This is a genomic window from Flavobacterium sp., assembly GCF_035760125.1.
In the GTDB taxonomy this organism is placed as follows: Bacteria; Bacteroidota; Bacteroidia; order Flavobacteriales; family Flavobacteriaceae; genus Flavobacterium.
Window position 1 is genome coordinate 1 of sequence record NZ_DASTTN010000497.1, and the last position, 12,645, is coordinate 12,645.

Sequence of the window (12,645 nt, forward strand, 5' to 3'; positions counted from 1 at the left end):
CTAAAGCCGTAAGCAGTTCCGGAGAGGCCAAGCGAATTGCTTCTCGAACATAAGGGTCTTCAAACTGCAACAATACCTTTTCATCGGAATAATTCTGCAATGTATTCTTATAGTTAGCTATTGAAAATAATGGGGTTCTTAAAACATAATGTTGGAATGGACGAATTTTATAATCACCCATTATCCTCTATGTTTATTCACTCTCTCTGCGAGTTGCATGGCATTATATACATTTAAAACTTTTCCGGATTTGGATAATTCCGAAAAAGGAACTTTTTTATCTTTTGTTCCAGGAACTATAACTTTAATATCATAAACAGTGCCAGAGTCCAGAATAATTTGTTTGATCTCTGCTGCCGTCAATTTGGGATAATACGACCAGATTAATGCGGCCGTTCCAGAAACCATTGGCCCTGCAAGTGAAGTCCCGGAATCTGATACATACGTGCTACCTGTGGATGTTGTATAGATTTCCTCTCCAGGGGCAAATAAGTCTACATTTTGTTTGCCATAATTAGAAAAACTGGATACAAAAGTGCTGTCCAATCTAGAGGAAATGGAGCCTACATTGATGAAATTGCCACATACTTCTTTCGATCCATCAAAACTATTGTCGCTTGGATAATATGGATTTTCATCAACATTAAAATGGTTGTTACCAGCACAGTGAACCAGTAAAACATTGTGCTCCTCTGCATACTTAAAAGCATCAAAAAACCATTCTTTGTTCAAGGAGAATTCTTTCCCGAAAGACATATTGATAATTTTGGCACCATTATCCACTGCATAGCGTACCGCCATGGCAATATCTTTGTCATGTTCATCGCCAGAAAAAGAAATACTCAAAGGCATTATTTTTACATTTTCGGCAATTCCTTTTATACCAATAGTATTATTTCTATTGGCGGCAATAATTCCCGAGACTTTAGTGCAATGGTCTTGAATGATTCGATAGCCTACTTTGTTGTTACAGACTAAATTATTGCCATACCCTTTTTCTAATTTTAGAGGATTATCGCCAATAGCTGTTCGTTCATTGAAATTTAGGTTTAAATTTTTATTTACAATAGAGTCTATTTGTGCTTTATGTTCTAAAATATCCTCTAGTGTGTTTTCATTACTCTCAAGACAAAGCATTCTATAGTCAATAAGGGATCCTAAATCCCTATCATTGTCCTCACGCCTTTGTCTATATGTTTTGTCATTAATTTTATGTTTTTTATACAAACTATCCAATTGTTGATAAGTATAATCTTCTTTAGGGAAAAAATATTTTAAGGTGTCCTTTATCAATGGGTAAACTATAATACTATGTTTTATAGACTGTAACCATGTATTGTAATAAATACTTCTTTCCTCCTGCATTTTAACAGCTCTTTGATATTCTTTGTAATTTGGCAGGTCAAGAGCATCAATTTGGTTTTCTGTTTTATTCTTGAAGAATTGCTGCCAATTTCTTATTACACGAGTATACTCAAAATTACCCCATACTACATAACCACCACTTTTGGTTCCAGTAAAATTCCAACCATTGATATCGTCAATATATCCATTGTGATCATCATCGATACCATTGTTTGGAATTTCTTTTGGATTGACCCAAATTTGGCCTTTCAAATCTTCGTGTTTCAAATCGATTTGGGTGTCTATTACGGCAACGATTACACTTTTGTTTTTTGGTTTCCTTTTGTTGTGCCATTTGTCTAATGAAATTCCGGGGATAGAATCTTGTAAGTAATCTTTCTGATACCAAGTTTGCTTGGACAATGGACTAAGCTCTTTTTTAAATCTCAATTTATCAGAATACATAGTAGATTCCTTTGTTGATTTACAACTTATGAAAAGAAATAAAAAGAAAAGAAAAGTATAAGTGGACTTCATGAATTACAAGTGTGATAAAATTTAATAATGTTTTTTAATTACCTACGATTAGCTAAATCGCTTGTATCTGTAGTAGTATATATATCGCCTGGAGAAATACCTCCAATAATCAAATGCATGTTTTTTAATTTTGCTACTTTCATTTTTTTTAAATCAAATTTTTTGTTGGTTTTTTTTTCGTTGTCTGTTTTCATAATTTTTTAAATTTTAGTTTATAATAAGTACAAATTTATAGTGTCTTTTATTTATAAAATTAAAATACGTCATTTTGCTTATTGGAATTCCTGAATTTCGATTTTTAAAAGCATTCAAATCATTGATGCTATTTAATTTAGATATTTATTTTATTTTCTAATTCTTTAATGAAATAAGTAGGTTTTATGCCTGTTTTTTTGTGAAATGCGGTCGAAAAGGATTCGGCGCTATTGAAACCAAATTCCGCAGCGAGGGCATGGATGGTGTATTTCCGTAATTTATTATCCTTTTGCAATTGAACAATAGCATGTTCAACTCTTAAATCGTTGATGTATTGAATGAATGTTTTTCCCTTGTAGGCATTTACAATTTTCGATACATATTTACTATTTGTTTCAAATGTTGTGGAAAGCATTTGTATTGTAAGATTAGATTGTAGATATTCTTTTTTAGACTCAAAGCGTTTGAGTTTTTCCAGAATTTGATTGACCAATTCTTCGGCAATGCTAATATCTTCTATTTTAGCTGCATTTATTTTAATTTCTTTAGTTTCGGGAACAACAATTTGATTAGTACTTATTGAAGATATTGGATTAATGATTTTTTCGAATCGAGATCGATACGTTTTTTTTAGTTTATATTGATAAAATCCAAATGCTCCAATAGAAACAGTAAGTAATACTAATGTAACGTTTGCCCAGTAGGATAGTGTTTCGTCTTTTTCTAATGATTGAATAAGGGCTTCTTTTTCTGAAAGTAAGTGTGGGGTGTCATATTCTCTTTGCAGTTTTTTTGTCAATTCTTTATAGTTTTTTTGCAAAGTGCTATCAATATACATGTATTTTGTTATGTATTTTAACTGTTTCGCTTTGTCTCCTTTTTCTTTAAAATACGATATTAAAAAAGAGTATCCACTTGTGAATTCGGGAGTTATTCTTTTTGTTTTGTTATAAACGGAGTCTGCTTTAATGAAATTTTGGGTTGCTTTAGCCTTATTTCCTAGACCCTCATAAATTTTTCCTAAATAGTAATAGGCTGCCAATGTATTTCCGTGATTTTTATAGGAAATCATCTTTGGTAATGCTTTGTCAATACTGTCTAATGCATCTCTAAAATTCTTTTTTAAAACTAAGTTGGCTCCTTCATTTAATATGAAAAGTGCATTCATTTCATCATCTTTAGTAATTTTAGATTCGCGATAACCTAATTTATTATAATAGGTTGCTGTGTCTGATTGATTCAGTGCCTTATATGCATCTGCAAGAGCAAATATGACATTCTGATAATCAAAGGAATATTTAGGGGTTCTTATTTCTTTATTTTTATAATAATTAAAACATTCTTTATATAATTCAAGAGCTTCGGTCACTTCTCCTAATTCTTCTGATCTCAATACAGCTATTGAGAATTTTACTCGAAAATAATAATCAATATTATTTTTCTTAGCTTCCTTTTCAGCTAATATAAAATTATCTATCGCTTCTCTATATCTAAATTGTTTTTTTAAGACATACCCTTTTTCGGAATAGGCATAAGCTGGAAACTTTATATCGTTTTTGTCTTTAGAATAGGCTATTGCGCTATCCAAATAGTGGATTGCTTTATTGCTTTCGGATAATAACGCAAATAGATAGTATCCATTTGCTTTTTTAATCGGACTATTGTCTGCATTGGCTTTAGTCATAATAGCCTTCGCACATTCTAGTTGTTTGCTTTGGTTTTTATAGTTATCAAAATATAAATTATTAAGGTCATCATAAGTTAGTCGTGTATGATCATTTTCTTTTGCCTGTCCTAGTAAAGTAAATGGGATTATGAGTAAAAAAAGTATTTTCTTCCAGTGTAAGTAGGTCATTGACTTTAGTTTTTTACAAAAGTACAGTAAACAATAATGTTTTTTAATAAAAAATAATGATTTTCTTATAAGCGAATTGTATTGCTGATATTTAGTTATTTACAAATAAATCAGTCCCCTAATTCCTGAAAAGCATGTCTGAATTCCCGAATCTCGATAGCAATAGTTTGTTTTTTATAGGATGATTACACTAGTTTTGGCATCAGGAAAGTGAGATGTTTTTGATAGAAAAAGTAATTGGTAAATTAAATTATTTCTGTTGTAAACTTTGAAAACTTCTTTCTTAAAAAATAATCTTTATAAAAACTTTTGTGATTATAAGTTAAAAGTAAAGATTCAAAAAAAAGTATTTGCTGCAAATTTTTCACAATAGGCCGTTGTAGAAGAAATGTATCTAAATAAAGTGCTTGCAAGCATACCGATGGCACGGTCTATTTATCATTACTATTTTTCATTTAATGAAGAGAGTAAAATTGAGTTATATCTGAAAAATTGTAAATCGAATTTTCAGATGTTGTATTCAAGTTATATTCTATGACTTAGCAACGAATTTGAAGAACAATATTAACCCTAAAATTTAAAACCATGAAAAAAGTTAATGACCTTAAAAAAAAGAAAGTTATCAATGATTTGCTAGATAAGAAATTTGAGCATTTAGACAAAATTGTTGGAGGTAATGCTATAGCTTGTTCCGTAGATACATCTACTCCAAAACTTCCTGGAGGTTGCAGTGCTTCAACAGGTGGTTGTAAGGGGACTTGCTAGGAACTGAGATTTAATGGAGGTTTGTATTTTTTACGACCTCCTTATTTTAAATTATTTTGCAAAAGATGATAAATAGAAATAAAAATCTAAAAAGCACTCTTGAATATACCAATGATGATGTAATTGGTAGATTTTTAGAAATATATGGTATTGAAGAATTTGAAGCAATAAGTATTTTTGAAGAGACTAAAAAATGGTTATGGTTGTGTTCGAATGCAAAATTTGATTTGATAATTGATGACTCCTTGTTTATAATTGACGAAATGTGGCATAATTTCTTAGTATTTACTAAGGATTATAATGAATTTTGTCAATCTAATTTTGGATGTTACATACATCATCAACCTACAACAAAAAAAGAAAGGGAGAATTGGAATAAAGACAGTAGCAAAAGTTTAAGTGATTATAAAGAAACTTTAAAAAAGCAGTATGAACTTATTTATGATCAATTAGGAGAGGAAACGTTAAATAAATGGTATGTTGAATTTTCCGATAAATATACTAAAGAATATATTAAAACAATAACGAGATAAACTCATGAATAAAATTATTTTCGTAACACTATTACTTTTTGCCAAATTCAGTTTCTCTCAAACTAAAAATACAGTATCTAATTTAGAACCAAAAACAATTGCAAGTTTTCCTTTCGATTCCATAATTTCTAAAAAAGTAGGTGGGAAAATTATTCTTAGAAATGAGTTCCAATATGTAGATTCTTTAAATTTTTATGGTTTTAATTACAAGTCTTTTGATAATTTAAAAATTAGAGGTTTCTTGGTTGAGCCGAAAAAGAAAGGAATTTATCCCGTTTTGATTTATAATAGGGGAGGAAATGGAGATTTTGGAAAAATTCCGTTTCACTATTTAGCAAGTTTCCTTGGTAAAATAGCTAATAAAGGATATGTTATAATTGGTTCTCAATTAAGAGGAAATAGTACAAGTGAAGGATTTGACGAGTTTGGAGGGAAAGATGTAAATGATGTATTAAGCCTTTTGGATATTATTGACCAATTACCTAATGTTGATAAGACAAGAATTGGAGTTTTTGGATGGAGTCGAGGCGTGATGACCAATTTTTTGATGCTTAAAAAAACCAATCGAATTAAAACAAATATTGCAATAGCAGGTCAAGCAGATTTATTTGACATGGAACGTTCCGAAATGTTTGGAGTTTATAGGGCTAGGATTCCTGGTTATGCCAAAGACTCAGTTGCTGCTTTAAAAACGCGTTCGAGTTTGTTAGCTATCGATTCTATTGAGAATAAACAACTTACTAATTTTATTATTCAAGGGAATAAAGATGAAAGAGTTCGTATTGATAATGCTTTGAAGTTTTATTCAAAACTAAATAGTTCAAATTTTACAACACGATTATTAGTCTATGAAAATGAAAATCATAGTTTAGAAAACGTAAGAGATTCTAATTTATTGATTGAAATAGAAGATTGGTTAAGGAGATATCTTTAATTATTCAGGCATTGATTAAAGAAACGTATAAAATGATATAAAACAATTTTCTGCATTTTAGACAATAGGACTATAGAGGTTGTAATGCAACTTATTTAAGGATATTGCCAAATACTTAGCAAAAACATTTCAAGAGAATTGTAGAGGAATAAAGCGTGAGAACAAAAATAGTTGTTATTATGGCTTTTGTAAGCATGATTTTTCGCTAAATAAGCATAAACAAGAATTTTGATATCATTTATTTTTTTACCAAGACTATCCTCGTATCATCTTGAAAGGGTTTATACTTCTAAAATCGAGAATTACAAAAATGTATTTTACTACAAATTATTTTGCAAGTGGCCAATTGCAGAAGAAATGTATTTAAATAAACTGCTTGCAAGCAAACCGATGGCACGGCTTATATGCCTAAAGTATTAATATTATTAGAAATTAAAAATTATGAAATTAAGTATTGAGGCTCTAAAAGAAAGAGCAGAAGAAGTTGCTTCACAGGAATTATTGGAGACTATTTCTGGAGGTATGCAAGAATCTTGCCATGATAGTAGTTTTGGAAGAGAAGGGGATGGAAATATTCCAACCGATTTTAAGAGTAAATAGATCTAATAGCTTAAAATGAATAAATTAAGTTTAAATACTCTAAAAGAAAAAGGAGTAGAAGGAATTGTTTCCGATATATTGTTGGAGACTATTTCTGGAGGAAATCAAGATGATTGTCATAATGATGATCAATACGATGGTGATGTGCTTACAGAAACTTATTATTAATATAAATTTTTATTAATTATGAAATTAAGTTTAAACGCTTTAAAAGAAAAAGCAGAATCAACAGTTACAGGAGAAATTTTGAGTACAATAAAAGGAGGTATGCAAAATGATTGTCACGTAACAGTCGAACAAAAATCTGATGGTACAATAGATATTCACGTCTATTAAAGTATTAGTTAATCTATAACAAGATAAGTATAGTAGATAACTTCTATTTTGAACTTATAACCATATGTTAAAATCAATAAAAGAAAATATGAGAAAATTAAATTTTGATGCTCTAAAAGAGAGAGCAGAAGCTACAGCTTCAGAAGAGTTATTGGGAGCAATTTCAGGGGGAATGCAAGCTTCTTGTCACATTGTGACAGATGGAGATACTACAACAATCTATGGTCCAACATCTGGAACAATAATTCTTCATTAGAATTAAATTAAAATCATGAAATTAAGTTTAGAGGCTTTATAAGAAAAAGCAGAAGTTACTTCTTCGGAAGTATTAATGAATGAAATATCTGAGGGTATGGCAAACGTCTCTCATAATTCATGTCATGGTACTGATTATTATCAATTATTTAAGTAATCAATTAAAAAAAAATAAATTATGAAATTAAGTTTAGAAGTTTTAAGAGAAAGAGCAGAAGTAATTGCTTCAGAAGAATTACTAATATCAATAAATGGAGGGAATCAAGATGACTGTCATGTTTTTGAAGAACTAGCTAGGAGACCTAACCTTATAACTAGCTAAGAAACGTAACCTTAAAAATAGATTGTTTATTTATTAAATTAAAAATTATGAAATTAAGTTTAGAAGTTTTAAGAGAAAGAGCAGAAGCTGTTGCTTCGAAAGAATTATTGGAAAGTATTGCTGGAGGTAATGCAGATGCTTGTCACATAATAGCTAAAGTTGGAGATGTAATAATCTATCAGCCATAACTAGCTAATTATATAGAAATATTTTAATTAAAGAGGCTTAAAAATATTTTGAGCCTCTTTATAATTAAAAAAAACAATCATGATAAAAGAAAAAATTAATTATTTACAAACTGAAATAACCAATACAACAAAACTACTTATTTACAAAGAAAATCCTATTTTACTTGAGAAAGTTAATTTTGATGATGATAATGTGTTTCTAGAGCCTTTATTGTTTACCTATTTTAATTGTAAAAATGAAAATGATTTGCCTAATGAATTATTGGTTGAGTTTATGCAAGGATATTTTGTAAAAAGAGAAGAAATTATTAGTAAGTATTCTTTCAAAAAAAATGATATAGTTTATATTCCACAATTGGGATACCTCAAAAATGGAGAGTCAGTTCCCTTTGAACAAATACAAATGGTTGAGCATACCAATATTGAAGTTTTGAAATATTCGGTTAATTTGCTTCAAAATATTTTTAAAAATACATTGGGCGATTTGATTAACGAGGATGAAATAGTAATTAATCCTGTTTTATTTGAAAAAAACATATCTTACTTGACAAATGCTCTTAGTTTTATAAAAAATAATTCTTATGAACATTTTCAGCTAATTGAACAATGTTGTAAAAAAATTTTAATTTTCAAAACAGACACCAACAATACGAATTCTTTTGCTACAATAAAAGCTCATGGAATCGCTTTTCTTAATGTTTATCAAGATGATTACGATGAAGTTTTTTTTGTTGACGATATTGCTCATCAAACAGGTCATATTATTTTAACAACTTTATTATATGATAGAAAAGCTATTTTTAAAATAGATGAAGAGCAAAACGTGGAAGATATAATAGAAAAGAAAGACCATAGAACTATACATATCCTTCTTCATGCCCTTTATACATATTATACAACTTTTACCTGCTTGGATGATTGTTTGACAAATAATTCGTTTGATTACAAACAAAAAAAAGAAGCTGTTGGAAGAATTGGATTTTACTTGAATAAATGCACTCATGATTTGGATAGATTTGAAAAAATAAATGCCTTTTTCAAAGGGATTGAAAATGTTTTGTCATCAGATGGTATTGAAATATACGATTTGATTAGGAGAAAATATTTAGAGGTTTTTCAAAAATGGAATTCCACTACAAATCTTTTTGATTACAGTAATCAAACTTATAACTTCGCATTTAAAAATTTCAACAAACTAAATAATTAAAACTATTTTGAAAAAGACAATTATTTTATTCACTTTATTTCAACTTTCTTGTTTTATTTATGCTCAAACAAATTCAGAAATAACAAAAAAGAATCAGGAAGCCATAATTAATGAATATGTAACTAATTGTGCCAAAAAGTACAGTTATAATTATCAAATGGCAGAATGGCAAAATTGTTTGGATGAAGGACTAAAAAAAGACAGCACCATTGCCTATTTATGGCAACAAAAAGCAATGCCATACTTCAAAGCGCGAAAGTATGAAATAGGAATGCAATATATTGATAAAGCTGTACAATATGACCCTAGAGAATGGCAACCGTACCGAGCCTTTATCAAATGTATTTTTGCAAAAACTTATAGAGAAGCCATAATAGATTTTGAAGATTGCATAAAAAAATATGGTAATGGATATAGGATGGATCATACATATGCTTTTTATATTGGGTTGTGCTATTTGCAATTGAATGAATACGAAAAAGCTGAAAAACTATTTAAAGAATATAATGATGATATTTTTAAAAATAGGCAAGGATTGGAACATCCTACCGCATTGTTTTATTATGGGATTTCAAAATATGAGCAAAAAAGGTGGGAAGAAGCTATCGTTGAATTTGATAAAGCATTAAAAATATATCCTAATCTATCAGATGTAAAATATTACAAGGCTATTTGTTTGGCGCGATTAGAGAAAAAAGAAGAGTCATCAAAATTGTATAAGGAGGCAGAACAAGATGCGAAAATGGGTTATACAATTAATGAAGATAATACTGTTTATGAAACTTATCCATATCAAGTAAGATGGAAATAATAGCAAAAAAAATGGTGTTAAAAAATTATAATATGAAACTAAAATTATTTTATTTAAGTCTATTACTCTCGTTTACCGTATTTTCTTTCGGGCAAACAAAATTATTAATTGTTCCAGTAAATATCAATTTGCCTAAAGATACAATTATATCAAATAATCTCATAAAATCCCTAAACGGTTTTCTAAGTCTAAAAGACAATCCAAACAAAGAAAACAGTTTTGTTTTAAAGGAAGATTTACCAGAAACTTCCTTATTGCTTGACGAAATAAAAGGAATTGAAAAAAGCGAAAAATTTAAAGATAATAATTTTTACAAGGGGTATCTGACTAATATTGTTGAGTTGGATAAAAACAATTTTTTGATTCAATTCTCCTATATAGGTTTAAACGAAAATATTCCTGTTTTGGTAGCCAGTTTTGAGATTTTGGCCAAGCAAAAAAATAATGAATTCTATTTTTTGTCTCCTTTGAAGCGTAATACCATTTCTTGGAAAAGCAAAAAAATTGCAAATTGTACCTTTTACTTTAAAAGCACATTAAATTCCAAAGTTGCATCTGAATATGTGAAAGCAGTTGATTTTTTTGACAAAAAACTAAATGCTCCTCAAGGGCAAATAGAATGGTATGGATGTAATGACTTTCCGGATGTTTTAAAAACCATCGGAGTGTCTTATAAATTAGATTACAACGGACGAAGTTCAACCACATTTAATGCCAATGAAAACAGTACGCTTCTATTAGTGAGCGGAGCTGACAATACTAACTTTAATAGTTTTGATCCACATGATTTATGGCATGAGAGATTGCGTAATGTCTATTCAAGAGACATTATAAACAAACCTGTTGATGAGGGTTGTGCGTATCTTTATGGCGGAAGCTGGGGAATATCATGGGAACAAATCCTAAAATCGTTCAAAGAAAAAGTAGCTTCAAATCCTAAAACAGATTGGCTAGCATTGGCATCGTATGAAGGAAATCAATTAAATTTTGGAGAAAGCCAACAAAAACATTTGATGGCAGACTATGTTGTAAATGCTTTATTAGTCGAAAAAATTGAAAAAGAAAAAGGATTTCCTGCAGTTGTCGAATTTTTATGTTGTGGTAAAAATAAAAAAGGGGGAAATGAAAATTATTTTGTAGTGCTCGAAAAATTAACGGGTATTAACAAAAGTAATTTTAATGAAAGTGTTTGGGCATTAATTAAAGAAAGTAAAGCATAAATGATTAAAAAAAAGTTTCCACATTTTAGGCAATTGGACTACAGAGATTGTGGTCCAACTTGTTTAAGAATGATAGCCAAACACTATGGCAAAACGTTTTCAAGAGAATTTTTAAGAGATAAAGCGAGTATTACAAAAATAGGCGTTACTATGGCGGGTATAGCAGAGGCTGCCGAAGCTATCGAGATGCGCACATTAGGTATGCGAATTTCTATAGAAAGTTTGGTAGATGAGGCTCCAGTTCCTTTTATTGTACCGTGGCGACAAAAGCATTTTGTGGTGGTATACAAAACTACAAAAACAAAAATTTATGTTGCTGATCCTGCGCAAGGATTGTTGGACTATACACACGATGATTTCAAAAATGCGTGGACTAATACAGGCGATGGTACTGGTTTTGCCTTATTGCTGGAACCCAACGCCCAGTTTTATGCTTTGGATGAAGACAAAAGCAAAAGTAAAGGATTCTCGTTTTTAATTCCGTATTTTAGGCCTTATAAAAAATTGATTCGGCAGCTTTTTTTAGGTTTATTGGTGGGAACTGTTATTCAGTTTATATTGCCATTTTTGATGCAGTCTGTGGTGGATATTGGGGTAAATCACCGCGATATTCCTTTTATTTACCTGATTCTTATCTCGCAATTGGTGTTGATATTGTCTCAAACGACAGTCAATATTTTTAGGGAATGGATTTTAATCCATATTACGAGTCGGTTTAACATCAAAATGATATCCGATTTCCTGTTCAAAATGCTTAAGTTACCTATTTCTTATTTTGACACCAGAAACACGGGAGAACATTTGCAACGGATTACAGACCATACCCGTATTCAGAATTTTGTTTCCTCTTCGACTTTGAATATGGTATTTTCGATGGTTACTTTTGTTATCTTCAACTTTATTCTGGCGTATTATAACTTGAAAATATTTTTTGTTTTTATAATAGCATCTATTCTTTATGTGAGTTGGACTTTCTTTTTCTTGAATAAAAGAGCAGAATTGGATTACAAAAGATTTGACGAAACTTCGCAAAGCCAAACCAATTTGATACAAATAATTAATGGAGTCAAAGAAATAAAGATTAATAATTCGCAAAGAAAAAACCGTTGGAAGTGGGAATATACTCAAATTAGTCTTTTCAAAACCTCATTAAGTACCTTGAAATTGGCACAATACCAATCTATTGGTGCTACTTTTATAAATGAATTAAAAAACATCACTATCACTTTTCTTTCTGCCAAAGCTGTTGTAGACGGTGAATTGACGATTGGTATGATGGTTACCATTCAATACATTGTAGGACAATTGAACTTGCCACTGGGAAATTTTGTCACTTTTATACAAACTTGGCAAGATGCTAAAATAAGTTTGGAGCGATTGTCACAAGTGCATTGCAAAGAGGATGAGGATGATTTGGTATTGCATAAAGTCAAAGAGTTGCCTGAAAACAAAAGCATTGAAATAAAAGATTTGTCCTATAGATATGGGGGGAAATCAACCCCTTTTGTTTTGAAGAACCTAAATTGTAGTATTCCAGAAGGTA

Annotated in this window: 17 protein-coding genes; 13 read left to right on the forward strand and 4 right to left on the reverse strand. The window is 30.0% G+C overall.

The window, feature by feature from the left end; genetic code table 11:
- From VFS71_RS17660 to VFS71_RS17675, 4 genes are all read right to left on the reverse strand, one after another.
- The coding region (locus VFS71_RS17660) for a hypothetical protein (RefSeq protein WP_326402929.1) at nt 1–181 on the reverse strand (181 nt) is incomplete at its 3' end.
- Nucleotides 181–1,881 (reverse strand): S8 family peptidase, encoded by a 1,701-nt coding sequence (locus VFS71_RS17665; RefSeq protein WP_326402930.1) that lies wholly within the window; start codon nt 1,879–1,881, stop codon nt 181–183. The genes VFS71_RS17665 and VFS71_RS17660, both read right to left, overlap by 1 nt.
- A gap of 38 nt (nt 1,882–1,919) precedes the next feature.
- Nucleotides 1,920–2,075 carry a hypothetical protein gene (locus tag VFS71_RS17670; protein WP_326402931.1) on the reverse strand — a complete coding sequence of 52 codons (156 nt, stop codon included), beginning with the start codon at nt 2,073–2,075 and terminating at the stop codon, nt 1,920–1,922.
- Between the two features lie 137 nt (nt 2,076–2,212).
- Nucleotides 2,213–3,931 carry an AraC family transcriptional regulator gene (locus tag VFS71_RS17675; RefSeq protein ID WP_326402932.1) on the reverse strand — a complete coding sequence of 573 codons (1,719 nt, stop codon included), beginning with the start codon at nt 3,929–3,931 and terminating at the stop codon, nt 2,213–2,215.
- Between the two features lie 585 nt (nt 3,932–4,516).
- Here VFS71_RS17675 and VFS71_RS17680 point away from each other — a divergent pair.
- The 13 genes from VFS71_RS17680 to VFS71_RS17740 form a co-directional block, all read left to right on the forward strand.
- A complete protein-coding gene (locus VFS71_RS17680) occupies nt 4,517–4,696 on the forward strand; it encodes a hypothetical protein (protein WP_326402933.1) in 180 nt (59 codons plus the stop codon).
- A 65-nt stretch (nt 4,697–4,761) separates the two neighbouring features.
- Nucleotides 4,762–5,229, forward strand: coding sequence for a hypothetical protein (locus tag VFS71_RS17685; RefSeq protein ID WP_326402934.1), 468 nt, complete (start codon nt 4,762–4,764; stop codon nt 5,227–5,229).
- A 4-nt stretch (nt 5,230–5,233) separates the two neighbouring features.
- A complete protein-coding gene (locus VFS71_RS17690; protein WP_326402935.1) occupies nt 5,234–6,163 on the forward strand; it encodes an alpha/beta hydrolase family protein in 930 nt (309 codons plus the stop codon).
- Nucleotides 6,164–6,604: 441 nt separating this feature from the next.
- Entirely contained in the window at nt 6,605–6,763 is a 159-nt protein-coding gene (locus VFS71_RS17695) for a hypothetical protein (RefSeq protein WP_326402936.1), read from the forward strand.
- Between the two features lie 15 nt (nt 6,764–6,778).
- Entirely contained in the window at nt 6,779–6,931 is a 153-nt protein-coding gene (locus VFS71_RS17700) for a hypothetical protein (protein WP_326402937.1), read from the forward strand.
- An 18-nt stretch (nt 6,932–6,949) separates the two neighbouring features.
- Entirely contained in the window at nt 6,950–7,099 is a 150-nt protein-coding gene (locus tag VFS71_RS17705) for a hypothetical protein (protein WP_326402938.1), read from the forward strand.
- Nucleotides 7,100–7,187: 88 nt separating this feature from the next.
- Nucleotides 7,188–7,355, forward strand: coding sequence for a hypothetical protein (locus tag VFS71_RS17710; RefSeq protein ID WP_326402939.1), 168 nt, complete (start codon nt 7,188–7,190; stop codon nt 7,353–7,355).
- Between the two features lie 177 nt (nt 7,356–7,532).
- Nucleotides 7,533–7,676, forward strand: coding sequence for a hypothetical protein (locus VFS71_RS17715; RefSeq protein ID WP_326402940.1), 144 nt, complete (start codon nt 7,533–7,535; stop codon nt 7,674–7,676).
- Nucleotides 7,677–7,723: 47 nt separating this feature from the next.
- A complete protein-coding gene (locus VFS71_RS17720; RefSeq protein WP_326402941.1) occupies nt 7,724–7,864 on the forward strand; it encodes a hypothetical protein in 141 nt (46 codons plus the stop codon).
- Between the two features lie 79 nt (nt 7,865–7,943).
- A complete protein-coding gene (locus VFS71_RS17725) occupies nt 7,944–9,071 on the forward strand; it encodes a hypothetical protein (RefSeq protein WP_326402942.1) in 1,128 nt (375 codons plus the stop codon).
- A gap of 7 nt (nt 9,072–9,078) precedes the next feature.
- Nucleotides 9,079–9,882 (forward strand): tetratricopeptide repeat protein, encoded by an 804-nt coding sequence (locus tag VFS71_RS17730; protein WP_326402943.1) that lies wholly within the window; start codon nt 9,079–9,081, stop codon nt 9,880–9,882.
- 32 nt (nt 9,883–9,914) lie between these two features.
- Nucleotides 9,915–11,102, forward strand: a complete 1,188-nt coding sequence (locus VFS71_RS17735) for a hypothetical protein (protein WP_326402944.1) — start codon at nt 9,915–9,917, stop codon at nt 11,100–11,102.
- A gap of 69 nt (nt 11,103–11,171) precedes the next feature.
- Nucleotides 11,172–12,645, forward strand: a 1,474-nt coding sequence (locus VFS71_RS17740) for an ABC transporter transmembrane domain-containing protein (RefSeq protein ID WP_326402945.1), incomplete at its 3' end; no start/stop codon positions are given.

Coding starts and splice junctions, on each gene's coding strand:
- VFS71_RS17665 (WP_326402930.1), bottom strand. CDS start 1,881: ATGAAGTCCACTTATACTTTTCTTTTCTTTTTATTTCTTTTCATAAGT.
- VFS71_RS17670 (WP_326402931.1), bottom strand. CDS start 2,075: ATGAAAACAGACAACGAAAAAAAAACCAACAAAAAATTTGATTTAAAA.
- VFS71_RS17675 (WP_326402932.1), bottom strand. CDS start 3,931: ATGACCTACTTACACTGGAAGAAAATACTTTTTTTACTCATAATCCCA.
- VFS71_RS17680 (WP_326402933.1), top strand. CDS start 4,517: ATGAAAAAAGTTAATGACCTTAAAAAAAAGAAAGTTATCAATGATTTG.
- VFS71_RS17685 (WP_326402934.1), top strand. CDS start 4,762: ATGATAAATAGAAATAAAAATCTAAAAAGCACTCTTGAATATACCAAT.
- VFS71_RS17690 (WP_326402935.1), top strand. CDS start 5,234: ATGAATAAAATTATTTTCGTAACACTATTACTTTTTGCCAAATTCAGT.
- VFS71_RS17695 (WP_326402936.1), top strand. CDS start 6,605: ATGAAATTAAGTATTGAGGCTCTAAAAGAAAGAGCAGAAGAAGTTGCT.
- VFS71_RS17700 (WP_326402937.1), top strand. CDS start 6,779: ATGAATAAATTAAGTTTAAATACTCTAAAAGAAAAAGGAGTAGAAGGA.
- VFS71_RS17705 (WP_326402938.1), top strand. CDS start 6,950: ATGAAATTAAGTTTAAACGCTTTAAAAGAAAAAGCAGAATCAACAGTT.
- VFS71_RS17710 (WP_326402939.1), top strand. CDS start 7,188: ATGAGAAAATTAAATTTTGATGCTCTAAAAGAGAGAGCAGAAGCTACA.
- VFS71_RS17715 (WP_326402940.1), top strand. CDS start 7,533: ATGAAATTAAGTTTAGAAGTTTTAAGAGAAAGAGCAGAAGTAATTGCT.
- VFS71_RS17720 (WP_326402941.1), top strand. CDS start 7,724: ATGAAATTAAGTTTAGAAGTTTTAAGAGAAAGAGCAGAAGCTGTTGCT.
- VFS71_RS17725 (WP_326402942.1), top strand. CDS start 7,944: ATGATAAAAGAAAAAATTAATTATTTACAAACTGAAATAACCAATACA.
- VFS71_RS17735 (WP_326402944.1), top strand. CDS start 9,915: ATGAAACTAAAATTATTTTATTTAAGTCTATTACTCTCGTTTACCGTA.